The 23,697-nt window shown below is 70.3% G+C and carries 22 protein-coding genes, 1 tRNA gene and 1 pseudogene; 13 read left to right on the top strand and 11 right to left on the bottom strand.

What is annotated here, in order from left to right; all coding sequences use genetic code 11:
• The first annotated feature begins 204 nt into the window (after positions 1-204).
• Together MRBLMG1_RS11915 and MRBLMG1_RS11920 are read left to right on the top strand one after the other, a co-directional pair.
• Complete coding sequence (locus tag MRBLMG1_RS11915; protein WP_367823449.1) at positions 205-1,209, top strand: helix-turn-helix transcriptional regulator; 1,005 nt, start codon at positions 205-207, stop codon at positions 1,207-1,209.
• A 5-nt stretch (positions 1,210-1,214) separates the two neighbouring features.
• Entirely contained in the window at positions 1,215-1,682 is a 468-nt protein-coding gene (locus MRBLMG1_RS11920) for a hypothetical protein (RefSeq protein ID WP_367823450.1), read from the top strand.
• 64 nt (positions 1,683-1,746) lie between these two features.
• Here MRBLMG1_RS11920 and MRBLMG1_RS11925 read toward each other — a convergent pair whose 3' ends face one another.
• The 4 genes from MRBLMG1_RS11925 to dnaK are packed head-to-tail and all read right to left on the bottom strand — an operon-like array spanning position 1,747 to position 5,889.
• On the bottom strand, positions 1,747-2,190 hold the full coding sequence (locus MRBLMG1_RS11925; protein WP_015034631.1) for a heat shock protein transcriptional repressor HspR: 444 nt from the start codon (positions 2,188-2,190) through the stop codon (positions 1,747-1,749).
• A 4-nt stretch (positions 2,191-2,194) separates the two neighbouring features.
• On the bottom strand, positions 2,195-3,373 hold the full coding sequence (dnaJ, locus tag MRBLMG1_RS11930; protein WP_367823452.1) for a molecular chaperone DnaJ: 1,179 nt from the start codon (positions 3,371-3,373) through the stop codon (positions 2,195-2,197).
• A gap of 33 nt (positions 3,374-3,406) precedes the next feature.
• On the bottom strand, positions 3,407-4,054 hold the full coding sequence (gene grpE / locus MRBLMG1_RS11935; protein WP_367823454.1) for a nucleotide exchange factor GrpE: 648 nt from the start codon (positions 4,052-4,054) through the stop codon (positions 3,407-3,409).
• Complete coding sequence (dnaK, locus tag MRBLMG1_RS11940; RefSeq protein WP_367823456.1) at positions 4,051-5,889, bottom strand: molecular chaperone DnaK; 1,839 nt, start codon at positions 5,887-5,889, stop codon at positions 4,051-4,053. Before dnaK ends, grpE begins: the two co-directional genes overlap by 4 nt.
• Positions 5,890-6,092: 203 nt before the next feature.
• On the opposite strand from dnaK, the gene MRBLMG1_RS11945 reads away from it, so the two are divergent.
• The 3 genes from MRBLMG1_RS11945 to MRBLMG1_RS11955 all read left to right on the top strand — a co-directional run bounded on the left by MRBLMG1_RS11945 (position 6,093) and on the right by MRBLMG1_RS11955 (position 10,007).
• Positions 6,093-6,590, top strand: a complete 498-nt coding sequence (locus tag MRBLMG1_RS11945) for a sugar transferase (protein ID WP_367823457.1) — start codon at positions 6,093-6,095, stop codon at positions 6,588-6,590.
• 107 nt (positions 6,591-6,697) lie between these two features.
• Positions 6,698-8,953 (top strand): (Fe-S)-binding protein, encoded by a 2,256-nt coding sequence (locus MRBLMG1_RS11950; protein ID WP_367823458.1) that lies wholly within the window; start codon positions 6,698-6,700, stop codon positions 8,951-8,953.
• Between the two features lie 184 nt (positions 8,954-9,137).
• Positions 9,138-10,007: a Yip1 family protein gene (locus MRBLMG1_RS11955; protein ID WP_367823460.1), complete on the top strand. Its 870-nt coding sequence runs from the start codon at positions 9,138-9,140 to the stop codon at positions 10,005-10,007.
• Positions 10,008-10,098: 91 nt separating this feature from the next.
• On the opposite strand, the gene MRBLMG1_RS11960 is transcribed toward MRBLMG1_RS11955, so the two are convergent.
• From MRBLMG1_RS11960 to MRBLMG1_RS11970, 3 genes are all read right to left on the bottom strand, one after another.
• Entirely contained in the window at positions 10,099-10,830 is a 732-nt protein-coding gene (locus tag MRBLMG1_RS11960) for a DNA-binding response regulator (RefSeq protein ID WP_367823462.1), read from the bottom strand.
• Positions 10,827-12,074: a sensor histidine kinase gene (locus tag MRBLMG1_RS11965; protein WP_367823463.1), complete on the bottom strand. Its 1,248-nt coding sequence runs from the start codon at positions 12,072-12,074 to the stop codon at positions 10,827-10,829. Before MRBLMG1_RS11965 ends, MRBLMG1_RS11960 begins: the two co-directional genes overlap by 4 nt.
• Positions 12,075-12,278: 204 nt before the next feature.
• Positions 12,279-13,394 carry a peptidoglycan DD-metalloendopeptidase family protein gene (locus MRBLMG1_RS11970; protein WP_367823465.1) on the bottom strand — a complete coding sequence of 372 codons (1,116 nt, stop codon included), beginning with the start codon at positions 13,392-13,394 and terminating at the stop codon, positions 12,279-12,281.
• Positions 13,395-13,590: 196 nt separating this feature from the next.
• Between MRBLMG1_RS11970 and MRBLMG1_RS11975 the strand changes: the two genes are divergently transcribed.
• Both MRBLMG1_RS11975 and MRBLMG1_RS11980 read left to right on the top strand, forming a co-directional pair.
• Entirely contained in the window at positions 13,591-14,127 is a 537-nt protein-coding gene (locus MRBLMG1_RS11975; RefSeq protein WP_367823467.1) for a hypothetical protein, read from the top strand.
• On the top strand, positions 14,124-16,736 hold the full coding sequence (locus MRBLMG1_RS11980; RefSeq protein WP_367823469.1) for a GH25 family lysozyme: 2,613 nt from the start codon (positions 14,124-14,126) through the stop codon (positions 16,734-16,736). Before MRBLMG1_RS11975 ends, MRBLMG1_RS11980 begins: the two co-directional genes overlap by 4 nt.
• Before the next feature lie 58 nt (positions 16,737-16,794).
• Here MRBLMG1_RS11980 and MRBLMG1_RS11985 read toward each other — a convergent pair whose 3' ends face one another.
• Both MRBLMG1_RS11985 and dcd read right to left on the bottom strand, forming a co-directional pair.
• Complete coding sequence (locus tag MRBLMG1_RS11985; RefSeq protein ID WP_024755952.1) at positions 16,795-17,292, bottom strand: phosphoribosyltransferase; 498 nt, start codon at positions 17,290-17,292, stop codon at positions 16,795-16,797.
• Between the two features lie 13 nt (positions 17,293-17,305).
• Positions 17,306-17,881 carry a dCTP deaminase gene (gene dcd, locus MRBLMG1_RS11990; protein WP_017240230.1) on the bottom strand — a complete coding sequence of 192 codons (576 nt, stop codon included), beginning with the start codon at positions 17,879-17,881 and terminating at the stop codon, positions 17,306-17,308.
• 575 nt (positions 17,882-18,456) lie between these two features.
• Between dcd and MRBLMG1_RS11995 the strand changes: the two genes are divergently transcribed.
• From MRBLMG1_RS11995 to MRBLMG1_RS12020, 6 genes and pseudogenes are all read left to right on the top strand, one after another.
• A tRNA-Gly gene (locus tag MRBLMG1_RS11995) sits at positions 18,457-18,527 on the top strand.
• Between the two features lie 141 nt (positions 18,528-18,668).
• A pseudogene (locus MRBLMG1_RS12000) lies at positions 18,669-18,986 on the top strand (bifunctional metallophosphatase/5'-nucleotidase); the annotation flags it as partial.
• A gap of 322 nt (positions 18,987-19,308) precedes the next feature.
• On the top strand, positions 19,309-19,512 hold the full coding sequence (locus tag MRBLMG1_RS12005; RefSeq protein WP_200430022.1) for a cold-shock protein: 204 nt from the start codon (positions 19,309-19,311) through the stop codon (positions 19,510-19,512).
• A 309-nt stretch (positions 19,513-19,821) separates the two neighbouring features.
• Positions 19,822-21,339 (top strand): DEAD/DEAH box helicase, encoded by a 1,518-nt coding sequence (locus tag MRBLMG1_RS12010; protein WP_367823471.1) that lies wholly within the window; start codon positions 19,822-19,824, stop codon positions 21,337-21,339.
• A gap of 46 nt (positions 21,340-21,385) precedes the next feature.
• Complete coding sequence (locus tag MRBLMG1_RS12015) at positions 21,386-21,790, top strand: CBS domain-containing protein (protein ID WP_367823473.1); 405 nt, start codon at positions 21,386-21,388, stop codon at positions 21,788-21,790.
• Positions 21,791-21,838: 48 nt separating this feature from the next.
• Positions 21,839-22,147: an SCO5918 family protein gene (locus MRBLMG1_RS12020; protein ID WP_367823474.1), complete on the top strand. Its 309-nt coding sequence runs from the start codon at positions 21,839-21,841 to the stop codon at positions 22,145-22,147.
• Between the two features lie 194 nt (positions 22,148-22,341).
• Here the strand turns inward: MRBLMG1_RS12020 and MRBLMG1_RS12025 are convergent, their stop codons facing one another.
• Together MRBLMG1_RS12025 and MRBLMG1_RS12030 are read right to left on the bottom strand one after the other, a co-directional pair.
• Entirely contained in the window at positions 22,342-22,701 is a 360-nt protein-coding gene (locus MRBLMG1_RS12025) for a hypothetical protein (protein WP_367823475.1), read from the bottom strand.
• Between the two features lie 474 nt (positions 22,702-23,175).
• Positions 23,176-23,565, bottom strand: a complete 390-nt coding sequence (locus tag MRBLMG1_RS12030; RefSeq protein WP_367823477.1) for an ATP-binding protein — start codon at positions 23,563-23,565, stop codon at positions 23,176-23,178.
• Between the last annotated feature and the right edge of the window lie 132 nt (positions 23,566-23,697).

Genomic DNA, 23,697 nt, shown 5'->3' on the forward strand with positions numbered 1-23,697 from the left:
GGGGTGGTCTCCCATGAGGGCTCGCCGTCGAGTGCGAGCACACCGAGAACAGCCGCCGCAACGGCTATGGCGCTAAGTGCACGAACCATCCTGGTCATGGCCGATCTCCACCTCTTTTGATCACTACCTCCCCCCCGCGAGTTAGACGATGACTTACTCCTGACCCGTCCACCAGCCAACCCGGGCATCATGTTCCTGTAATTCATGACCCTGAGGGGGGTGCAAATGAGTCTTGAATGTGACGGAACGGGCCATAACCACAGTCACGGTGAACTATGCGACGTGGGAAAGGAGCTGTACGCGAACGCACTCCGCACGGGTCGAATCGCCCGCTCCGAGGCCGCGGCCGCCCCTTGCCTGAAGGAGCTCTCCCTCCTTCACCCGGACCCCGACGACAGCCAGTGGCTGCACCCGGTGTCGCCCTCGATCGCCCTCAACCAGCTCGTTCACCCCATCGAACTGGAGATACAGGCGCGTCGGCAGCACGCCATCGCGCTCGCCGACGCTTTCGAGCCATTCCTGGCCATCCACACACCCGACCCCTCCGCCGCACAGGCCATCACGGTCCTCGAAGGCCTCAGCGTCATCAACGCGACGCTGGACCGCGTCATCAACGAGTGCACCGAGGAACTCCTCACCATCCAGCCCGGCAGCGGCCGGCGCCCCGAGACCCTCGAAGCGGCCCTGCGGCGCATGGAGCCCCTCCTCAACCGCGGCGTCCGGATGCGCACCCTCTACCAGCACACCGCACGGCACCACCCCGCCACCCTCGCCTACGTGGAACGGGTCGCCCCCTACGGGCTCGAACTCCGCACCCTCGAAGAGATCATCGACCGGCTGATCATCGTCGACCGCAAGGTCGCCTTCGTACCCGCGCGCAGCGACCGCCAGGTCGCCCTCGAACTCCGCCACGAAGGCCTCGTCCAGTACCTCGTCGGCGTCTTCGACCAGTTCTGGCTGCACGGCGTGCCCTGGGAGGAGGAGATCCCCTACAGCCCGTCCGTGGACGGCATAGGGGGCGTCCAGCGCTCCATCGCCAAGCTCCTCGTCGAAGGCCACGTCGACGAGGCCATCGCGCGCCGCCTCGGGATGAACGTGCGGACGTGCCGCGCCCACATCGCCAAGCTCGCCGCCGCGCTCGGCAGCGGGAGCCGGGCCCAGCTCGGGTACCTGATCGCCCAGTCCGGCATCCTCGAACGGGACAACTGACCACCGTGTACGCACAGATCGACCTGGACGGGCCCGCCGGGACGCTCCGGGTGTCCGGCTACGGGCTGCCCGTCGTGGAGCTCGTACGGGCCCCGGGGAGCCCTCCCGACGCCCACACGCCCATCGGGACCCGACGGGCCGGCCTCCTCGCGCTCACCGTCGACGGGGAGCCGGCCGCACTCCGGCCGGCCCGGGGGCGGCTGCTGCGGTGGTCGTACCGCGTCGACGTCCGCACCGACGGCGTCCACTACCGGCTGGTGCCGTGCGGGCACGACTACAGCCGCCTCACCCGGGACGGCCGGAAGGTCGGCGAACTGCTGTGCTCGGGGAACGGGCGGGTCATCGACACCTGGGAGCCCGGCGCCACGCCCCGCGACATCGCCGTCGGCACCGCCCTGGCCGCCGCGTTCGGGACCGGCGCCTCCCCCTGGTACGAGACGGTCGGCGAGATCGTCTCCGAACTGCTCCCCTGACCCCGGGACGCGCGAAAGCCCCGTCCACAGCTGTGGACGGGGCTCCGACGGATGCCTCGCGGACCTACTCGCCGCGCTTGGGGCGCCACACCACCAGGGCACTCGCCTGCTGCACGTCCTGGTACGGCACCAGGTCGCGCCGGTACGAGGCGTGCACCTGGGCCTCGCGCTGGCGCATCGCCGCCGCCGCGCCGTCGACCGCGGCCGACAGCTCCGCGATCCGGCTCTGCAACGCCGCGACCTGGTTCTCCAGTTCGATGATGCGCTTGATCCCGGCCAGGTTGATGCCCTCGTCCTGGGACAGCTGCTGCACCTGGCGGAGCAGCTCGATGTCACGGGCCGAGTAGCGCCGCCCCCGGCCGGCGGTGCGGTCCGGGGAGACCAGGCCGAGCCGGTCGTACTGCCGCAGGGTCTGCGGGTGCAGACCAGAGAGCTGGGCCGCCACCGAGATGACGTACACCGGCGACTCGTCGGTCAGTTCGTACGGATTGCGTCGGCGTCCGTCCATCGGGTCACGCTCCCTTCGCGGCCTGGAACAGCTCCGCCCGGGGGTCCTCGGAGGCGGTCGCCTCGCGGTAGGTCTCCAGGGCCTCGCGTGCCTTGTCGTCCAGTTCCCTGGGCACCGCGACCTCGACCGTCACGAGGAGGTCGCCGCGGGTGCCGTCCTTGCGGACCGCGCCCTTGCCCCGGGCGCGCATGGTCAGACCGTTCGCCGAGCCCGCGGGCAGCTTGAGGGTGACCGCGGGGCCGCCGAGGGTCGGGACCTTGACCTCGCCGCCGAGCGCCGCCTCCACGAAGGAGACCGGCACCGTGACGGTGAGGTTGTCGTCCTTGCGGCCGAAGACCGGGTGGGCGTCGACGTGCACGACGACGTACAGGTCGCCGTTCTGCCCGCCGCGCTCGCCGGGCGCCCCCTTGCCGCGCAGCCGGATCTTCTGCCCGTCGGAGACGCCGGCAGGGATCCGGACCTGCATGGTGCGGGACGACTTGGCGCGCCCGCTGCCCTTGCAGACCTCGCAGGGGTTCTCCGCGATGAGGCCGCGGCCCTTGCAGTCGACGCAGGGGTCGGTGAGGGAGAAGCCGCCGCCGCTGCCGCGCGAGACCTGACCGGTGCCGACGCAGGTCGGGCACACCCGGGGCGTGCCGTTCTTGTCGCCGGTGCCCGAACACGCCGTGCACGGCTGCTGGCTGGACATCCGCAGCGGTACGGTCGCGCCCTCGATGGCCTCGGTGAAGCTGAGGGTCACCTCGGACTCGACGTCCTGGCCGCGCCGCGGCTGGGTGCGCGTGCCCCCGGCCGCCCCGCGGTTGAACAGTCCGCCGAAGACGTCCCCGATGCCGCCCCCGCCGCCGAAGCCGCCGCCGCCCGCCCCGCCCTGGGCGCCTCCGAAGAGGTCGCCCAGGTCGAAGTTGAACGAGCCGCCGCCGGGGCCGCCGGCCCGGAAGCCGCCGTTCCCGAACAGCGCGCGCGCGTCGTCGTACTCCTTGCGCTTCTTGGCGTCACCGAGGATGTCGTTGGCCTCGGAGATCTCCTTGAAGCGCTCCTCGGCCTTGGTGTCGCCCTTGTTGGCGTCCGGATGGTTCTCGCGGGCGAGCTTCCGGTACGCCTTCTTGATCTCGGCCTCGGTGGCGTCCTTGGGGACGCCGAGAACCTTGTAGTAGTCCTTCTCGACGAAGTCCTTCGTGCTCATCGACGTCCCTCCTCCCGCTTCCGGGTACGGCTGTTACTCGCTGTCCTGCTCGGAGTCGTCCGACTCCTCCGCCTTCGCCTGCGCGCCCGGCTGGGGCTCGGCGACGGCCACGCGGGCGGGCCGGATGGTCCGCTCCCCGATCCGGTACCCCGGCTGCAGGATCGCCACGCAGGTCGTCTCGGTGACGTCCGGCGCGTACGAGTGCATCAGGGCCTCGTGGATCGTCGGGTCGAAGGGCTCGCCCTCCTTGCCGAACTGCTGCAGACCCATCTTGGCGACGACGGTCTCCAGCGATTCGGCCACCGACTTGAACCCGCCCACGAGCTCGCCGTGGTCCCGGGCCCGGCCGACGTCGTCGAGCACGGGAAGGAGCTCGGACAGGAGGCTCGCGACGGCGATCTCCTTGACCGTGACCCGGTCCCGCTCCACGCGGCGGCGGTAGTTCTGGTACTCGGCCTGGAGCCGCTGGAGGTCCGCGGTGCGCTCGTCGAGCGCGGTACGGACCTGGTCCAGCTGGGCGGTGAGGCCCACGGTACCGGCCGACTTGTCGTTGCTTGCGTCCCCGGCCGGGGCCGTCGACTCCTCCGTGGCGGAGGTCTCGACGGCCTCGGCGGCGTCGTCAGGGGTGGCGCCGGAGGGGACGTCGGGCTTCTCCTCGAAGCCCGGGGTCTCCTCGGTCACGCCTGACCGCCCTTCTTGGGCTCGTCGTCGATGATCTCGGCGTCGACGACGTCGTCGTCCTGCGCCTGGGCCTGGCCGGCGTCACCGGCGGCCTGGGCGCCCTGGGCGTCGGCGTACAGCGCCTGGCCGAGCTTCTGGGAGACGGCCGCGACCTTCTCGGTGGCGGTGCGGATCTCGGCGGTGTCCTCGCCCTTGAGCTTCTCCTTCAGCTCGACGAGCGCGGCCTCGACCTCGGCCTTGACGTCACCGGGGACCTTGTCCTCGTTGTCCTTGAGGAACTTCTCCGTCTGGTAGACGAGCTGCTCGCCCTGGTTGCGGGACTCGGCGGCCTCGCGGCGACGGTGGTCCTCGTCCGCGTACTGCTCGGCCTCCTGGCGCATCCGGTCGACCTCGTCCTTCGGCAGCGAGGAGCCGCCGGTGACGGTCATCTTCTGCTCCTTGCCCGTGCCCAGGTCCTTCGCGGTCACGTGCATGATGCCGTTGGCGTCGATGTCGAAGGCGACCTCGATCTGCGGGACGCCGCGCGGCGCCGGCGGCAGACCGGTCAGCTCGAACATGCCGAGCTTCTTGTTGTACGCCGCGATCTCGCGCTCGCCCTGGTAGACCTGGATCTGCACGGACGGCTGGTTGTCCTCGGCCGTCGTGAAGATCTCGGACCGCTTGGTCGGGATCGTGGTGTTGCGCTCGATGAGCTTGGTCATGATCCCTCCCTTGGTCTCGATGCCGAGGGACAGCGGGGTCACGTCGAGGAGCAGGACGTCCTTGACCTCACCCTTGAGGACACCGGCCTGGAGGGCGGCGCCGATGGCGACGACCTCGTCCGGGTTGACGCCCTTGTTGGCGTCCTGGCCACCGGTCAGCTCCTTGACGAGCTCGGCGACGGCCGGCATACGGGTCGAGCCACCGACGAGAACGACGTGGTCGATCTCGGAGAGGTTGATGCCCGCGTCCTTGATGACGTTGTGGAACGGCACCTTGCAGCGGTCGAGCAGGTCCGAGGTCAGCTGCTGGAACTGGGCTCGGGTGAGCTTCTCGTCCAGGTGCAGCGGGCCCTCGGCGGAGGCCGTGATGTACGGCAGGTTGATGGAGGTCTCGGTCGAGGACGAGAGCTCGATCTTCGCCTTCTCCGCGGCCTCGCGGAGACGCTGGAGAGCCATCTTGTCCTTGGCCAGGTCCACGCCGTGACCGTTCTGGAACTGCGTCACCAGGTAGTCGACGACGCGCTGGTCCCAGTCGTCACCACCGAGGTGGTTGTCACCGTTGGTGGCCTTCACCTCGACGACGCCGTCGCCGATCTCCAGGAGGGACACGTCGAAGGTGCCGCCACCGAGGTCGAAGACGAGGATCGTCTGGTCGTCCTTGTCCAGGCCGTACGCCAGGGCGGCCGCGGTCGGCTCGTTGACGATGCGCAGGACGTTGAGGCCCGCGATCTCACCGGCCTCCTTGGTGGCCTGACGCTCGGAGTCGTTGAAGTACGCCGGGACGGTGATGACCGCGTCGACGACCTTCTCGCCCAGGTAGGCCTCGGCGTCGCGCTTCAGCTTCTGCAGGATGAAGGCGCTCATCTGCTGCGGGTTGAAGTTCTTGCCGTCGATCTCGATCTTCCAGTCGGTGCCCATGTGGCGCTTGACCGACCGGATGGTCCTGTCGACGTTGGTGACGGCCTGACGCTTGGCCACCTCGCCGACGAGCACCTCGCCGTTCTTCGCGAAGGCGACGACGGACGGCGTGGTCCTGGCGCCCTCGGCGTTGGTGATGACGGTGGGCTCGCCGCCTTCCAGAACGCTGACGACGGAGTTAGTCGTGCCCAGGTCGATGCCGACCGCACGTGCCATTTCGATTCCTCCAGCTGACTGACTTGAGTGGAACTGACTCAAGGATGCACGAGGAGGTCGCGTGCGTCAACAGACCTGAGTCGTGTCGACTCAACTCTTCGCCCGCCCGGACGCTCAAAGGGGCGCGTCGCTCCCGAACTTGCCCGGATTCACATGAGAGAGTCCGGACATATCCCAGGATTACCGCCGGAGGGTGTGACCGCATGACGGCGACGCGCGCGATGACGGCGAAGCGCTCCTTCGACGTGGCGGGCGGGATCCTCCTACTGCTCGCCCTCTCGCCGCTGATCGCCGGCACCGCCGTGTCCGTCACCCTCAGCGGCAGCGGCGCCGTACTGCGCCGCCGGACGGTGGCGGGCCTGCACGGCCGGCCCTTCACGATGCTGACCTTCCGCACGAAGAGCCCGCTGGCCGCGCTGCCGCTGCTGCTGCACGTGATCACCGGCCGGATGTCGCTCGTCGGACCGTGCCCGCTGACCCCCGCCCACCGCGAGTGCGCGGGCGACGGACGGCGCCGGCTCTCGGTGCGCCCCGGGCTCACCGGCCCGTGGCAGATCAGCGGGCGCTCGGAGCTGCCGTGGGAGGAGCGGGAGCTGCTCGACCTCCACTACGTGGACCATCATTGGCTGGGGATGGACCTCACCATCCTGGCGCGTACGCTTCCAGCAGTCCGCAGGCGTCGCGCGGCAAGGTTTGCCTGAGCGACACATATCACCGCGAGCGCCGCTACAGCGCGGCGCCGCGACCGGGTAATCTCAGCAGGAACTCAATAAGTTACCGCTTAGTAGGCCCGCCCGAGGAGCCCGTCATGCAACTCGCCGCGATCATCGTGTCGATCGCCATCACGGTGGTGGCCGTCGCGCTGTTCGGCCGCGCCACCGTGCAGATCTACCGCTTCGTGCGGCTCGGTCAGCCGGTGCCCGCCGGTACACGCACCGGTGACCCCAAGCAGCGCACCATCACGCTGGTCAAGGAGTTCCTCGGCCACACGCGCATGAACCGCTGGGGCATCGTCGGCTTCGCGCACTGGTTCGTCGCGGTGGGCTTCTTCTCGCTGCTCCTCACCATCGTGAACGCCTTCGGCCAGCTCTTCCAGGCCGACTGGCTGATCCCGATCATCGGTGACTGGCTGCCGTACGAGATCTTCACCGAGTTCCTCGGCCTCATGACGGTCCTCGGCATCGTGACCCTCATCGTCATCCGCCAGCTGAGCAAGCCGACCAAGGCGGGCCGCAAGTCCCGCTTCGCCGGCTCCAAGACCGGCCAGGCGTACTTCGTCGAGGCGGTCATCCTGATCGTCGGCGTCTGCATCATGACGCTCCGCGCCCTCGAAGGCGTCCAGCACCACGTGACGAGCTGGGAGCCCGGCTTCTTCGCCTCGTACCCGCTGATCGCGCTGCTCGACGGCCTGGACCTGAGCACGATCCAGTACCTCACCTACTTCTTCGCCTGCCTCAAGATCGTCACGTCCTTCACCTGGATGATCACGGTCTCGCTCAACACCAACATGGGCGTCGCCTGGCACCGCTTCCTCGGCTTCCCGAACATCTGGTTCAAGCGCAACGCCGACGGCTCCACCGCCCTCGGCGCGCTCCAGCCGATGACGACGGCCGGCAAGGAGATCGACTGGGAGGACCCGGCCGAGGACGCCGTCTTCGGCGTCTCCCAGGTCGAGCAGTTCTCCTGGAAGGGCATCCTCGACTTCTCCACCTGCACCGAGTGCGGCCGCTGCCAGTCGCAGTGCCCCGCCTGGAACACCGGCAAGCCGCTCTCCCCGAAGCTCCTCATCATGTCGCTGCGCGACCACGCGCACGCCAAGGCCCCGTACCTGCTCGCCGGCGGCGGCAAGGACATGGAGGGCAACGAGAAGGCGACCGAGGAGCAGCTCAAGGACGTCCCCGCCTCCGCCCTCGCCGAGGCCGAGCGCCCCCTCATCGGCACCGCCGAGGAGAACGGCGTCATCGACCCCGACGTCCTGTGGTCCTGCACCACCTGCGGCGCCTGCGTCGAGCAGTGCCCGGTCGACATCGAGCACATCGACCACATCGTCGACATGCGCCGCTACCAGGTGATGATCGAGTCCGCGTTCCCGTCCGAGGCGGGCACGATGCTCAAGAACCTGGAGAAGAAGGGCAACCCCTGGGGCCTGGCCAAGAAGCAGCGCGTCGAGTGGACCAAGGAGGTCGACTTCGAGGTCCCGATCATCGGGAAGGACGCGGAGGACCTCTCCGAGTTCGACTACCTCTACTGGGTCGGCTGCGCCGGCGCCCTGGAGGACCGGGCCAAGAAGACCACCAAGGCCTTCGCGGAGCTCCTGAACATCGCGGGCGTCAAGTTCGCGATCATGGGCGGCGACGAGAAGTGCACCGGTGACTCCCCCCGCCGCCTCGGCAACGAGCCGCTCTTCCAGCAGCTCGCCCAGGAGAACGTCGCCATGCTGAACATGGCGTTCGGCGAGGACGACGAGGACGAGGCGACGAAGAAGCCGAAGTCGGCCAAGAAGATCGTCTCGACCTGCCCGCACTGCTTCAACACCATCGCCAACGAGTACCCGCAGCTCGGCGGCGAGTACGAGGTCATCCACCACACCCAGCTGCTCCAGCACCTCATCGACGAGGGCAAGCTGGTCCCGGTGACCCCGGTCGAGGGCCTCATCACCTACCACGACCCCTGCTACCTGGGCCGGCACAACAAGGTCTACACGCCGCCGCGCGAGATCATGTCCGCCGTCCCGGGCCTCCGCCAGCAGGAGATGCACCGCCACAAGGAGCGCGGCTTCTGCTGCGGCGCCGGTGGTGCCCGGATGTGGATGGAGGAGCGGATCGGCAAGCGCATCAACAACGAGCGCGTCGACGAGGCCCTCTCGCTCAACCCGGACATCGTCTCCACCGCCTGCCCGTTCTGCCTCGTCATGCTGACCGACTCGGTCAACGGCAAGAAGAACGACGGCAAGGCCAAGGAGTCCGTCACCGTCGTGGACGTGGCCCAGCTGCTCCTCGATTCGGTGAAGACCCCGGTCGACCCGGAGCCGGAGCCGGCCGAGGAGCCCGAGCCGGCCGTCTGATCCCGGACGCACCGAAGGGGCCGCCCCGCGTGACAGCGCGGAGCGGCCCCTTTCGCATGCCCCTCGGCGGTGCCGCGCGACGAGGTCCCCGCGCACCTCGTACGCCCCGGCCCGTCCCCTAGGGGATGTCACAGGTCAGCCGCAAAGGAGCGAGCCCACAGCCGGAGCGGGTACGTTCAATGACGTGGCTGGATTCAGGAACGGACGCGGCCGGGACAACCGCCCCCCGCAGCACCAACAACCGCAGCAGGCGCCCTACGGGTACAACGCGGCCCCTCCGCCGTACCCGCAGCAGCAGTGGCAGCAGCCACCGCAGGGCCAGTCGTACGGACACCAGGGGCAGCAAGGGCAGCGGCAGCAACAGCCGTACGGGGAGCCGGAGTACTTCGGCGACCCCCAGCAGCACCAGCAGCAGTACTCGGCGGCGAACAGCCCGGGCCACACCCAGATGTTCAGCGTCGACGACCCGTACGGCCAGGCCGCAGGACCGCAGGCGCCCCCCGCCCCCGTAGGCCCCCGCCTGCCCTGGAAGCCGCTCCTCGGCGGCATCGTGCTCCGCCCGGCGGACACCTTCCTCCGGATGCGGGACCACGCCGTCTGGGGCCCGGCGCTGATCGTCACCTTCCTCTACGGGCTGCTCGCCATCTTCGGGTTCGACAAGGCCCGCGACGAGGCGATCAACGCGACCCTGTCGACGGCGATCCCGTACGTCCTGATGACCGCCACCGGCTTCGTCGTCGGCGGACTCATCCTCGGCGCGGTCACCCACACCCTCGCCCGCCAGCTCGGCGGCGACGGCGCCTGGCAGCCGACCGTCGGCCTCTCCATGCTGATCATGTCGATCACGGATGCGCCCCGCCTCGTCCTCGCCCTCTTCCTCGGCGGCGAGAACGGCCTCGTCCAGGTCGTCGGCTGGCTCACCTGGCTGGCCGCCGGCGCCCTCTTCACCCTCATGGTGAGCCGCTCCCACGACCTCCCGTGGCCCAAGGCCCTCGGCGCGTCGGCCATCCAGCTGATCGCCCTCCTGAGCCTCATCAAGCTGGGCACGCTCTGACGGCACACGCCCTGCCCGGCGTGCCACCGCACGCACCCGCGAAGGCCCCTCACCGCACGCCGGTGGGGGGCCTTCCCACCTTCCGCACGCCCTAGCCGAGCGACCGCCGCCCGATGCGCCACCACTCCTCGCGCTCCGTCGGCCCGTCCGCCCAGAACTCCAGCAGGTCGCCCGGCGCGAGCCCGAGGGCGCGCTCGATCTCGCCGGGTGTCAGGCCGCGCAGTGACTCCGACAGCGACCTGGTCAGCTCCAGCCAGTAGCCGCGCAGCGTCGACTCGCCGACGAAGAGCTCCCGCGCCATCCGGGCGTAGCTCAGCCCGCGGGCCCGGCCGTGCAGGATCTGCCGCTGACGCTCGCTCAGCAGGGTGATGCAGTCGCGCCGGACGAGCACTTCGAGGATGCCGACGACGGCTTGCGGGACGACGGTGCCGCCCGCGGCGACCTCCAGGAACAGCTCCTCGGTCCGCGCGCGCGGCATCGCCTTGGAGACGATGCCGCTCGCACCCGCCGCGAGGCACGCCGCCAGCACGAACCGGCGCTCCTCCTGGCTGTAGACGCAGACGCGGTAGCCCTGGCCCGTGAGCGTACGGATCGCGGCGACGCCCTGGCGCACGTCGGGCTGCTGTTCCAGGTTGGCCAGGTGCAGGTCGAGCAGGACGACGTCCACCACCGGCCGGCGGCGCACCAGCTCCTCCACCGTCGCGACCGCCGCGACGACGTCGAGACCGGGCATGAGCGGGCCGATCGACTCGCGGATCAGTGAGGCGTCGTCGACGACCGCGACCGTCGGCCGCGCCACCGCCTGCTTCGCGGCCGGTCTCACGGCGCGTCCGCGAACGCGGCCCGCACGGTCGGCCGCGCGGGGCCCGGCGGACCCGCCTCGGCCCCCGGGCACGACCGGATCGTCACGGTCGTCCCCTCCCCCACCGCGGACACGATCCCGACGATGAGTCCCCGCCGCCGCAGCTCGCCGACGACCACCTCGCGCAGCCCGAGCCCGGCGGTCACCGACTCCGGGTCGAATCCGACGCCGTCGTCGTGCACGGTCAGCGTCCAGGCCCCCGCCGGCTCCGTCGCGTCGAGGTGGACGACGACCTCGTACGCGCGCGCGTGCACGCGGACGTTCAGCAGCAGGCTCCCGAGCGCGCGCTCCAGTGCCTCCGCCTGCGCGGCGGGTATCCGCAGCCCGGTGCCCAGGTCGAGCGAGGCGACGACGTTCAGGTCGGCGAACCGCTCGCACACCCTCCCGACCACCGGGACGAGCCCGGCCGACGGCCCGTCGCCGTCGGCGGCGCACGCCTCCGTGCCGCGCAGATAGGAGCGCATCCGCCGCAGTTCCACCTCGGCCTGGCCGACGAGCCGGGCCCGCGAGACGTCGTCGCCCTGCTCGGTCAGCAGGCGCATCACGGCGACACCGTTGTGCATCGTCACCCTCGCCCGCCGCTCCTCCTCACGCCGCGCCAGCTCGGCGGCACGCGCGCGGGAGCCGTCGGCGTCGCGCGCGATGCGCCGGGTGTAGCCGAAGAACATGCGGGCGACGAGCGCGTACACGACGTAGGTGAGGACGTTGCCGACGGCGGTCGAGGTCATCTCGCTGCCGACGTCGCCGCCGAGGTAGACCACGTAGCAGACCGACACGGCGAGCAGGCTGAGCGCCCAGACGGCGACGCCCCGGACCCCGCCGGCGGTGATGATGACGGACAGCGCGTACCCCGGCTGGAACGCGGTCCACGTGCCGAAGCGGTCCCAGGGCGCGAGCACCAGGGGGCCCAGGACGAGCAGCGCGCAGGCGAGACCGAAGTCGAGCACCGCGACGGCCGTCCCCAGGGGCCTGCGGCGTACGAGCGTGACCACGCTGACCGCGACCGCCGCGAGCGCGGCGGCGCCCCAGCACGCGAGGTAGGCGGCCTCGTGCGGCGCCCGCGCCGCGCCGAGCTGCACGGCGGGGACCATCTGCGCGACGGTCCCGAGCCGGACCCCGGCGGTGAAGTAGGAGAAGGCCCGTTCGACGCCGGCGCTGGTCGTGGGAAGTTCCGCGACCCGCCACAGCACGCTACGGCCTCTCATGGTCCTCCTCGGCGCTCCGGGAAATGCCCGCTGCCACGCAACGCCGAAGATAGTTGAGCGGCACGGCAAACGGCAGGGCCTCGGAGAGAGGCCCTGCCGTTCACGGAACCCGAAGGTCCCGAAGAGTCGGGAAGATCACCGGGAAGGTCACCGGGAAGATCGTCCCCGCCGACCGCGGACGACCGCGGACGGCCTCGGACGACCTCAGACGAGCTTGGCCAGCGCCGCCCAGGTGTAGCTCCCCGGGATGCCGTCGACCACACCGCCGTAGCCGCCGAGCTTGGCCATGCGCTGGAGTCCCTTGTACGTGTTCGTGCCGGGCACCCCGTCGATCGGGCCGGTGTACTCGAAGCCGGTGAACAGCCGCTGGAGACCCATCCAGGAGTTCACGCCGAGGGCGCCGTCGGCCGGGCCGGTGTAGCCGCCGAGCTTGGCGATCCGCTGCATGGCCGCGTACGTGTTCGTGCCCGGGATGCCGTCGATGATGCCGCCGTAGCCGAAGCGGCGGCAGACGGTCTGCACGCCCTTCCACGAGTTGACGCCCATGATGCCGTCGACGACGCCGCCGTAGCCGCCCTTCGCGGCGAGGCGCTGGAGCCCCTTGTACGTGTTCGTGCCGGGCACGCCGTCGATGGGGCCGGTGTAGGCGTAGCCGGTGACGACGGTCTGCACGCCCTTCCAGGTGTTCGTGCCGGGCACGCCGTCCAGGGCTCCGGTGTAGCCGCCGGCGCCGGCGATCTTCTGGAGGGTCAGGCCCTCGCCGCCGGGAGGGGCCGTGGGGCCGCCGACGACGGAGAGTGGGTTGACCCGGTCACCGTTGGGGTTGATGACGTGCCAGTGCAGGTGCGGGCCGGTCGAGTTGCCCGCGCCGGGGGCGCCCTGGGCGCCGCCGGAGTATCCGACGACCGTCCCGGCGGCCACGCTGTCGCCGTTGTTCAGCCGGAACTGCGACAGGTGCATGTACTGACTGCGGTAGCCCTCGGCGTGGTAGATGGTGACGGTGTGGCCGCCGGTGCCGTTGTCGTAGATGTTCTGGATCGTTCCGGCGCCGCAGGCGGGCAGCGCGGTGCCCACGGACATGCCGTAGTCGACGCCGTTGTGGTACGGCGGGTCCCACGGGCCGGTGATGGCGTACGCGCCGAACGGGTTGTAGAGGGCGGGGACGGCGTAGGCGCTCGTGGGCAGCACGAGCCCGCCGACGGTCAGGGCGCCGCCTCCCACCACCGCGCCGCGCAGCAGCGTGCGCCGACTGACGCCCGCCGGGGCCTGGGGGACGTCATGGCCGCCGCAGCGGTGCGGCCGTGCCTCGTTCTCGGTCAACGCTTCTCCCTGAGCTGTTCGGTGTGTTCGGGAAGATCACGACCCGCTCATCCCACCGACCCGCCCGCCGTGCGACAACCCAACGAAAGCGCGGAGTCGCGCTTCCGGTTCCGCGCTTTCGTTGGGTTGCCGGGCGCCGGAGCGTGCGGTGATCCTGTCCCGTCCGAGGTCAGGCGAGGGGCAGGAGGTCGGTCAGGTGTCCGAACGCGAGCGGGTCGACGACGAAGCGCGAGGGCCGTCCCGGCGGTCCCTCCTCAGGACGGCCGGCGCGCTGCTGCCGGCCCTGGTCCTGGGGGTCGGCGGCGCGGCCGGTACGGCCTCGGCGGTGGGCGCGCCCCGGACGAAGGGCGCCCCTCAAGGGGCCTTCTCCTCCCCCGAGTACGCCTGGGCGGCCTCAGGCGCTCCGGCCTCCGGCGTGCTGTTCACGCTCACCGGCCCCGACGGTCTTCCGCTGCCGGGTCGACGCGTCCGCTTCTCCCTGAGCTCGTTCCACACGGTCCGCACGAGCCTCTGGTTCGAGGTGTCCGAGGGCCGCAAGACCCCGGACCGGTACGGCTATCTGGACCTCGACACCGACGCGGACGGCGCGGTCCTCCTCGACCCGTGGCTGCGGCACGGGGACGTCCCCACGACCGGCGCGGCCGAGCCCGTGCTGCGGGCGCAGCTGGTCGGTACGGAGACGATCCTGGCCACGAGCCGCCTGTCCGTCCGGGCCGAGGAGGGCACGCGATGACGAGAACGGTCGCCGGGGCCGAGACGTGGGCCCGCCAGCACACCACCGACGGCGGTGCGTCCGGCTTCGACAACGGCTACGACTGGGCCAACATGTGCCAGTCCCTGATGTTCCGGGCCTGCGACCTGACCAGCTCGCGCGGCACGGCGTACGACGCGTGGGTGGCGTCCGGAGCGGGCCACCCCGACTGGTCGTCGGCCCCCCGCGGGGCCTTCCACTGGTGGGAGAACCCGGGCTCGCTCACGCCCGGCCACGTGGCCCTCGACCTGGACGGCGGCGGCTCCCGCTGCCTGATGGCGACGGGTCACCTGTCGGGCGGCGAGGACTTCGCCCCCGGCGGATTCCACATCGGCACCCAGGCCGTCTCCCGCTACAACTCCCTCTCCGGCCTCACCTATCTGGGCTGGACGCTGGACAACTGCGGCGCGACGATGGCCGACGTCGGCCAGGCGGGCCCCGGCGGAACCTCGTACACCCTGACCGCCGCCGACCAGAAGGTCCTCCAGACGCTCGCCCAGCGCGGCGGCTACACGGGCCTCGTCGACGGCATCATGGGCGTCAACTCCTGGAAGGGCGTCCAGACCGCCGTCAAGGGGTACGGCTACACGGGCCCGATCGACGGCGTGCCGGGGACGAACACGTACAAGGCCATCCAGTCCCTCGCCAGGGACGGCGGCTACCAGGGGCCGATCGACGGCCTCCTCGGCCCGAACACGATCATCGGCGTCTCGGCCTGGCTCGGCTCTCACCCGCCGACCACCACCCCGCCGGCGCCCGGCCCGGCACCGACCCCGTCGCCCACGGACGTGGTGTACGGGCTCGACGTCGGCACCAGCCAGGCGAACCTGGACTTCCTGGCCGCGCGCAGCGCCGGGTTCCGCTTCTGCGTGGTGAAGTCGGGCGGCTCGAACGACGGCACCCACCTGCCGTACACCTCGCCGTACTACGTCCGGCAGGTCGACGCGGCGCGGGCCGCCGGGTTCCTGGTCGGCCACTACTGGATGACGGGCTGGGGAGCGGCGTCCACCGACGCCGAGTACTTCCTCGCCCACCTGCGGGACTACCGCGCCGGCGAGCCGCTGATGGTCGACGTCGAGGGCGTCGACCAGAGCCCGGTGTGGACGGACGCGCAGACGGCGCAGTTCATCGACATCGTGAAGGCCCGCCTGGGCACGACCCCGTTCCTCTACACGTACTCCTCGCTGCTCCAGTCCCGGTCCTGGCCGCTGACCATCGCGACGGGCGCGAAGCTGTGGGTCGCGGACTACGTGGCCGCGGCGGGCAGCCCGCGGATCGGCACGGCGTATCCGAGCTGGGCGATCCACCAGTTCAGTGACACGGGGTCCGTGAAGGGCGTCACCGTCGACCTGAACCACGCCAAGCCGGACGCCTTCGGGACGGCGGTCCTGCCGCCCCCGGGCGCCAACCCGGTCCCCGACTCGGGCCCGGCCATCTCGCTGGCCGACGGCGTGACCCTCCAGCGGATCGCTGAACTCGGCGGCTACACGGGCCCGATCGACGGCGTCCTCGGCGTGAACTCGTGGAAGGGCGTCCAGACCCTGCTCACGCGGCTGGGCCTCTACAGCGGTCCGGTCGACGGCGTGCCCGGCACGAACACGTACAAGGGCCTCCAGCAGCTCGCCCAGCGGGGCGGCTACACGGGTCCGGTCGACGGGATCATGGGCCCGAACACGTACACCGGTCTGCGCGCCTACCTCGCGCAGGCGAGCGGCACCGGGACCGTGTCGATCGCCACGGCGGACGCGAAGACGCTCCAGCAGGTGGCGCAGCGCGGCGGCTACACGGGGCCGGTCGACGGCGTGCTGGGCACCAACTCCTGGAAGGGCGTCCAGACGGTCCTGGCGCGGGGCTACTACAGCGGTCCCGTCGACGGGGTCCCGGGCCCGGAGACGTACAAGGGCCTCCAGCGCCTGGCCGCCGACTACGGCTACACGGGCCCGATCGACGGCGTCCCCGGCCCGAACACGTACGCGGGCCTCCGCACGTACCTGAGCGTGACGAGCAGCGGCCCCGGCCCGATCTCGGCGGCCGACGCCACCATCCTCCAGAAGCTCGCCCAGGGCGGCGGCTACTCGGGCCCCGTCGACGGCGTGATGGGCGGGAACTCCTGGAAGGGCGTCCAGACGGTCGTCCGGGGCTACGGGTACACGGGCCCGCTCGACGGGGCGCCGGGCACGAACACGTACAAGGGCCTCCAGACCCTCGCGACGGCGGGCGGCTACACGGGCGTGATCGACGGCGTCATGGGCGTGAACAGCTGGAAGGGCGTCCAGACCGTGATGCGCCGCTTCGGCTACTCCGGTCCGATCGACGGCGCCCCGGGGACGAACACGTACGCGGCGATGCAGCGGATGGCAGCGGTCGGCGGCTACACGGGCCCGGCCGACGGCGTCCTCGGCTCGTTCAGCTGGGCCGGGATCCAGGCATGCCTGCGCGGCTGGGGCTACTCGGGCCTGATCGACGGCGTCCCCGGCCCGGGTACGTACATCGCGCTCCAGCGCCTGGCGCAGCTGGGCGGCTACGCGGGCCCGCTGGACGGGGTGCCGGGGTCGAACACGTACGCGGCACTGAACAACCTGGTCACCTGAGCCGACTCAGGTGACCAGGTGACCAGGTTCCGGGAGGGGGCGGGGGCGGGTTCCGACGTCAGGCGTCGAGGACCTGCCCCTCGCGCTTCACGACGGGCGGCTCGACCGACCAGGGGAAGTTGATCCACTCGTCGGTCTTCTTCCACACGTACTCGCACTTCACCAGGGAGTGCGACTTCTCGTAGATGACCGCGGAACGGACCTCGGCGACGTGGTCGACGCAGAAGTCGTGGACCAGCTTGAGCGTCTTGCCGGTGTCGGCGACGTCGTCGGTGATCAGGACCTTCTTGTCGGAGAAGTCGATCGCGTCCGGCACGGGCGCCAGCATGACCGGCATCTCCAGGGTGGTGCCCACACCGGTGTAGAACTCCACGTTCACGAGGTGGATGTTCTTGCAGTCGAGCGCGTACGCCAGACCGCCGGCGACGAAGACGCCGCCGCGGGCGATGGAGAGGACGATGTCGGGCTCGTAGCCGTCGTCGGCGATGGTCTGCGCCAGCTCGCGGACCGCGGTCCCGAAGCCCTCGTACGTCAGGTTCTCGCGTACCTCACTCATGCCTGCGACCGCCTCACACCTGGGTCCGATGGAAGTTCATGAACGAACGGGAGGCCGTCGGCCCCCGCTGTCCCTGGTACCGCGAGCCGTACCGCTCGCTCCCGTACGGGAACTCCGCGGGCGAGCTCAGCCGGAACATGCACAGCTGCCCGATCTTCATCCCCGGCCAGAGCTTGATCGGCAGGGTGGCGAGGTTGGACAGCTCCAGCGTCACGTGACCCGAGAAACCGGGGTCGATGAACCCGGCGGTCGAGTGCGTCACGAGCCCCAGCCGCCCCAGAGAACTCTTCCCCTCCAGGCGCGACGCGATGTCGTCCGGGAGGGTGATGACCTCGTAGGTCGAGGCGAGCACGAACTCGCCCGGGTGCAGGATGAACGCCTCGTCGCCCTCGGGCTCGACCTCGCGCGTCAGGTCCAGCTGCTCGACGGCGGGGTCGATGTGCGGGTAGCGGTGGTTCTCGAACACCCGGAAGAAGCGGTCAAGCCTCACGTCGATGCTCGAGGGCTGCACCATGGATTCGTCGTACGGGTCGATCCGCACCCGTCCGGCATCGATCTCGGCCCGGATGTCCTTGTCTGAGAGAAGCACGCCCCCACGATACGCAGAGGGCGCGGACCTGCCCCAATCGGCAGCCACCCGCGCCCTGTCCCCTGGGGGTGTCTTGTCGATCAGGCCGGATCAGGGAGCGGGGCCTGGTGCGTGCGATCGCAAGGCGGAGGAGGGAGGCAACGCGGAGCGTTGTGGACCGACGACAACGCGGCGAGCGTGCGTGCCAGGCCCGCGAGCCCGGCCTGATCGGCAAGACACCCCCCTAGGGTGTCCCTTCTTCAGCGCCGCCCGGTCTCCACGGGCACCGCATGCCGCAACCGCGCACACCGCGGACACCGGATCAGCCGTCCGGGCCCGATCCGCGCCGCCCCGAGCTGCTGAAGCGGAAACGTCGCAGTACTGAACACGTGCCCCTCGGCACAGCGGACGACAGTGCGCTCCATGGAACCCATCAAGTCCCTTCCCCTACCCATGCGGTGGACGAGACAGCCACATTAGGGGATCAACAGGACACCCTCCACGCGGCACTCCGACCCCCCGCCGCGGGAACTTCGCCTCAAGTGGCCCATGGGGTACAGTGTGCAACGATGCGGCACGGTTCATCCGGCCGCTACGCGGATGTAGTTTAATGGTAGAACATGAGCTTCCCAAGCTTATAGCGCGGGTTCGATTCCCGTCATCCGCTCTTGAACGAAGCCCCAGGTCAGCGACCTGGGGCTTCGTTGTTGTCTAGACCTGCCGGGGGCTGCCGTGCCCTCCGCGTGCCCCATTGGCGTTCGAATGTCGCCTAAGGAGGCCACGCCACCCGGGCCCCATCAGGCCGCGCGCCATCGAGCGGGAGATCCTCACGACGCTGTACGACGTGCTGGCGCCCGGCAACCACGGCTGGCCCCACTGCTTCGAGCCCGGCCTGCGCGAGATGATGGTCTGCGCCAACACTCTCGACGACGCCACCGGACAACCGCTGTTCGACCGGCTTCGTGTCGTCGACGTGCACGGCCGCCGAGTGGCCATCACCGCCGTCATCGACGTCAGCGCGTTCCACACCGTCCCCGCCGACCAGCGGGCGGGGCACTGCGTCATCGACCCCGTGACCGCGCTGCGCGAACTGATGCTGGAACACCACCATCACGTGGACTCGTGGCCCGCCGGCCGCCTCTCTTCCGAAACGCCGTACTCGGAGTACACGAATACCTGTGTTCGCGGCCTGAGATTTTAACGTCCCTCGCGGAGAGGGTTTTTCCCAGCGACGCCCGGGAGAAATATTCGACGCCCAAAGACTACGAGGACGTGTTACTGTCTATCTCAGTTGCAGTTTTGGTACCCAAAAACTTCGAGTGCTCCCGACGGCCGCGCGCCGCTCGGAAGCGCTTTATATTTCCGGTATTTCCCGGGCAGGGCATCATCGCGGCGACACGGCGTCCGTAGGGTACGGGTGCCGCTGTATTGCCCCAAGGAGATACGACATGGCTGCTGGCACCGTGAAGTGGTTCAACGCGGAAAAGGGTTTCGGCTTCATCGAGCAGGACGGTGGCGGCGCTGACGTGTTCGCCCACTTCTCGAACATCGCCGCCCAGGGCTTCCGCGAGCTGCAGGAGGGCCAGAAGGTCACCTTCGACATCGCGCAGGGCCAGAAGGGCCCGACGGCCGAGAACATCGTCACCGTCTGACGCTGACGCGCATCTTGCAGCTGGGGCCCGCATCCCTCGGGGTGCGGGCCCCAGCTGCATGCATTTCCGCAGTGATTCCTCCTGCCGGAAAGCCACCTCAAGGTACGTGACCCGCTCTTCAGAGCCGTACCCTCGACGCCCCGAACAAAGTTCCGCGCGCCTCCCCTTTTCAGCCGCGTCGCCACGAGTTTTCCGTGCGCCACGTTCGCTTTCGCTTCTCGAATTACATTCGGTCCGTACCTGTGATTCCGCGTGCTGCCCTTACGCTGCGGAACTCCTTGATGCGTGCCGTATCAAGGAAGGTTCTGAATGAACCCCACACGTACGAACAACCGCTCTTCCCGCACCCGCCGCACCGGCGGTCCCGCGTTCGGCTCCACCTCCGGTTCGACCCGGGGCAGCCGCTTCGGTGCGTCGTCCGCCCCGAGCCGTTCGAGTGCTCCCCGCCGCTCGGGAGGTCAGGGCCGGCGGCCCGCCCCGGTACAGGGGGAGTTCGCCCTGCCGAAGACGATCACTCCGGCGCTGCCCGCCGTCGAGGCGTTCGCCGATCTCGACATGCCGAAGAACCTGCTGGCCGCGCTCACCGCGCAGGGCGTCTCCGTCCCCTTCCCCATCCAGGGCGCGACGCTGCCGAACTCCCTGGCCGGCCGTGACGTCCTCGGCCGCGGCCGGACCGGCTCCGGCAAGACCCTCGCCTTCGGCCTGGCCCTGCTGGCCCGCACCGCCGGGCAGCTCGCCGAGTCTCGTCAGCCGCTCGCGCTGGTGCTGGTCCCCACCCGGGAGCTCGCCCAGCAGGTCACCGACGCCCTCACCCCGTACGCCCGCGCCGTGAAGCTGCGCCTGGCCACGGTCGTCGGCGGGATGCCGATCGGCCGGCAGGCGAACGCGCTGCGGAGCGGCGTCGAGGTCGTCGTGGCCACCCCCGGCCGCCTCAAGGACCTCATCGACCGCGGCGACTGCCGGCTGAACCAGGTCGGGATCACCGTCCTGGACGAAGCCGACCAGATGGCCGACATGGGCTTCATGCCCCAAGTCACCGCGCTGCTGAACCAGGTCCGCCCGGAGGGCCAGCGGATGCTGTTCTCCGCGACCCTGGACCGCAACGTCGACCTGCTGGTCCGCCGCTACCTCACCGACCCCGTCGTCCACTCCGTCGACCCCTCCCAGGGCGCGGTCACCACGATGGAGCACCACGTCCTGCACGTGCAGGGCGCCGACAAGCAGCGGCTGACCACCGAGATCGCGGCGCGTGACGGCCGGGTGATCATGTTCCTGGACACCAAGCACGCCGTGGACCGGCTCACCGAGGACCTCCTCCGCAGCGGCGTGCGGGCCGCCGCCCTGCACGGCGGGAAGACGCAGTCGCAGCGCACCCGCACCCTGGCCTGGTTCAAGGCCGGACACGTCACCGTGCTGGTCGCCACGAACGTCGCGGCCCGCGGCATCCACGTCGACCAGCTCGACCTCGTCGTCAACGTGGACCCGCCGACCGACCACAAGGACTACCTCCACCGCGGCGGCCGCACCGCCCGGGCCGGCGAGTCCGGCAGCGTCGTCACCCTCGTCACGCCCCAGCAGCGCCGTGGCATGAACCGCCTCATGCAGGACGCGGGCATCGTGCCCGAGACCAACCAGGTCCGCTCGGGTGAGGCGGAGCTGGTCCGGATCACCGGCGCCCAAGCCCCCTCCGGCATCCCGGTCACCATCACGGCACCGGCGCCCGAGCACCCCAAGCGCAGCACATCCTCATCCCGTGGTCGGCGTGGCTCCGCCTCGGCCGCCCGGCGGGCCGGCACCCGTCGGCCCGCCTCCCCCGCGGCGGCCTGAGAAGCATGTGATCCGGAAATTCGCCCATCTCCGCAGGAGGCATATTGTGACGCTGATCCGAATGCAGCCCGGCTCGTCGAGCACCAGTTGCGGACCTCAGACGGTCAACGAGGTCATGGAGGTGGCCGGACCACAGGTCTGCGACGACATGACGGTCGAAGTGGCCCTGGCCGTGATGGCCGGCGCGCGCACCGAGCATCTCCTCGTCTGCGACGAGGACGGCCTGTGCACCGGGCTGGTCACCCGGGCCCAGCTCATCGCCGTCCGCGACAGCGCCGCCTACGACGACCGGTTCCGGTTGCGCGCCGTACCCGTCGACCGGGAGCTGTTCACCTCGCCCCTGACCCCGACGGCCGAAGCCGAACACGCGATGCGCCACCGCCGGCTCGACGCGCTGCCCGTCATCGACGAACAAGGCTGCGTCCTGGGCGTCCTCGCCCTGGCTCGCTGAACCGCCTCGCCACGGCTGAACCGCCCCTCCTTCTTCCTGTGAGGCATCATGCGCTGTGTCATCGCCCGGTTCCCCTTCGACCTCACCAAGAGCGGCGTCCTGCAGTCCATGCGGGGTGTCAAGCCCGAGCCTGCCGTCGGCGAGTCCGTGATCATCGGCCGTCGCACCTACCCCGCCAAGCAGGTCGGCCAGGTCATCACCCGCCAGGACCGCCGCGACTTCACCGCCGGTGAGATCCTCCGCGCCATGGCCAAACTCGGCTTCACCTGCCGCAGCCTCCCCCAGAACACCGCGCCCGCCCGCAGCCTCGACCCCCTCCAGCATGCTTCCGCGATGCTCGGCTCCCCGGCCGTCTGACCGGGGATCAGCGGGTGCCGGCACCGGCTTGACGAGGGAGGGGCCTGACCGGCGCATGCGCCGGTCAGGCCCCTCCCTCGTGGCATGGGGTTTCAGAAATGGTTCGGGGGTCGAGCGCGTCGAGCCGGGTGAGCCGGCGCTCCAGGAACAGCGCTCGCCAGATCCCGGCAGGTGGTTCGTGACGCGGTACGGGGTCAGTGATCGGAGTAGCTGAAGTCGCCCATGGTCCAGGCGCTCACGTCCGCGATCGAGACGCGGTACATCCCGCCCGTCTCCGGGATCCCCACCGTGCCCTGAAGGATCCGCGCCAGGTGGAAGTGCAGATGGGTGGGCGGTCCGTCCTTCCGGGTGGGTGCGGTGAAGACGGCGGAGAACTCTCCCAGGCGGGCGGAGTCCGCCAGGACCTCCGAGACCCGCTGCCTCCATACCGCTTCGGGCGCCAGTCGGCCGGTGATGACCGTGCCACCGGCGACCACCGTCAAGGACATCTGATTGCTCTGCCCGGACTCCACCAGGGTGGCAACGTCCACGAGCAGCTCGTCAAGCTTCGCCATGAGAGCCGATACGATTCACGGCTCGTCCCGTCCTCTCAACGGGTCATGCCTTCCGGAGAGAAGGGCCGCCACCGCTTTCCCTTCAGAGGCAGCTCTACGGGACCCGGCTGCCGGCGACAGCTGCACCGGCTCCGTCCTGGAAACCACCCAGGTCGTCTTCTGCGACTCCGGCTTCCTCGCCCTCCGCGACCGGTGCCCAGGCAGGGACGCAGGCTCAGGTCCGTCGAACGCTCCCGGCCCGTACAGCGTCTCCTGAACGCTGCCGCCTCGGCACGACAGCGGCCGTCCCTGATGCACTCCGTCCCGGGACGACGCACGGACGTCATGGCCTTCAGGCTCCTGACCTGCGCCCCGTGCCCGCGACGGTTCCCCCGTCCGTCTCCGGCCCCGACACCTTCGCCGCCCTCTCCGGCTGCGCCGCACTGACGCTGGTCCCTGCACCAGGCTGCACCAGACCAGAAGAGAGGGGGCGGTCTACCGCGGGAAGGAGGCGCTTACGGTCTTTCCTCCAGAGGCCCGGGAAGTCACCGACGTCGCTGTGGCGAGCCGATTGACCATGGGCCACCCGAAGCCTCCAGTTCCGCCGTCGAGGTCGGGGGTACGCATGCGCGGGGCATGGGGGCCGGGGTCGTGCACGGCCACCTCGATGCCGTCCGGACGGGCGGCCAAGTCCAGGACGCAGATGCCGCCGCCGTGCCGCAGGGCATTGGTGACGAGTTCCGAGACCCCCAGGACCACGGTGTCGGCGGCCTCGGACGCGAGCGCCGGCATGAGCCCGTCGAGAAAGGACCGGGCCCTGTCACGCGCCCAGGCGATGGAACCCGCAGGGTGGTCGATCGCGATGTCGACGCTCATCGTTTCCATCGGATCCCCCTGGTCTGCGGATCACTCATGCCCGTTCCTCCCCGCCCGCCGCATCTGCCCCGAGAAGCGGCGATCAACCAGGTGCGACCGCCCTGCGCCCCGCCCGCGTCATCGCCCGAAGCTGATTACCTC

The organism is Streptomyces sp. LMG1-1-1.1, from assembly GCF_040815545.1.
In the GTDB taxonomy this organism is placed as follows: Bacteria; Actinomycetota; Actinomycetes; order Streptomycetales; family Streptomycetaceae; genus Streptomyces.

What these genes read in the sequence shown, in the direction of transcription:
- MRBLMG1_RS11915 (WP_367823449.1), top strand. Translation starts at nt 205, where the DNA reads ATGACCCTGAGGGGGGTGCAAATGAGTCTTGAATGTGACGGAACGGGC.
- MRBLMG1_RS11925 (WP_015034631.1), bottom strand. Translation starts at nt 2,190, where the DNA reads ATGGACGGACGCCGACGCAATCCGTACGAACTGACCGACGAGTCGCCG.
- dnaJ (WP_367823452.1), bottom strand. Translation starts at nt 3,373, where the DNA reads ATGAGCACGAAGGACTTCGTCGAGAAGGACTACTACAAGGTTCTCGGC.
- dnaK (WP_367823456.1), bottom strand. Translation starts at nt 5,889, where the DNA reads ATGGCACGTGCGGTCGGCATCGACCTGGGCACGACTAACTCCGTCGTC.
- MRBLMG1_RS11945 (WP_367823457.1), top strand. Translation starts at nt 6,093, where the DNA reads ATGACGGCGACGCGCGCGATGACGGCGAAGCGCTCCTTCGACGTGGCG.
- MRBLMG1_RS11950 (WP_367823458.1), top strand. Translation starts at nt 6,698, where the DNA reads ATGCAACTCGCCGCGATCATCGTGTCGATCGCCATCACGGTGGTGGCC.
- MRBLMG1_RS11965 (WP_367823463.1), bottom strand. Translation starts at nt 12,074, where the DNA reads ATGAGAGGCCGTAGCGTGCTGTGGCGGGTCGCGGAACTTCCCACGACC.
- MRBLMG1_RS11980 (WP_367823469.1), top strand. Translation starts at nt 14,124, where the DNA reads ATGACGAGAACGGTCGCCGGGGCCGAGACGTGGGCCCGCCAGCACACC.
- MRBLMG1_RS11985 (WP_024755952.1), bottom strand. Translation starts at nt 17,292, where the DNA reads ATGAGTGAGGTACGCGAGAACCTGACGTACGAGGGCTTCGGGACCGCG.
- MRBLMG1_RS12005 (WP_200430022.1), top strand. Translation starts at nt 19,309, where the DNA reads ATGGCTGCTGGCACCGTGAAGTGGTTCAACGCGGAAAAGGGTTTCGGC.
- MRBLMG1_RS12010 (WP_367823471.1), top strand. Translation starts at nt 19,822, where the DNA reads ATGAACCCCACACGTACGAACAACCGCTCTTCCCGCACCCGCCGCACC.
- MRBLMG1_RS12020 (WP_367823474.1), top strand. Translation starts at nt 21,839, where the DNA reads ATGCGCTGTGTCATCGCCCGGTTCCCCTTCGACCTCACCAAGAGCGGC.
- MRBLMG1_RS12025 (WP_367823475.1), bottom strand. Translation starts at nt 22,701, where the DNA reads ATGGCGAAGCTTGACGAGCTGCTCGTGGACGTTGCCACCCTGGTGGAG.
- MRBLMG1_RS12030 (WP_367823477.1), bottom strand. Translation starts at nt 23,565, where the DNA reads ATGGAAACGATGAGCGTCGACATCGCGATCGACCACCCTGCGGGTTCC.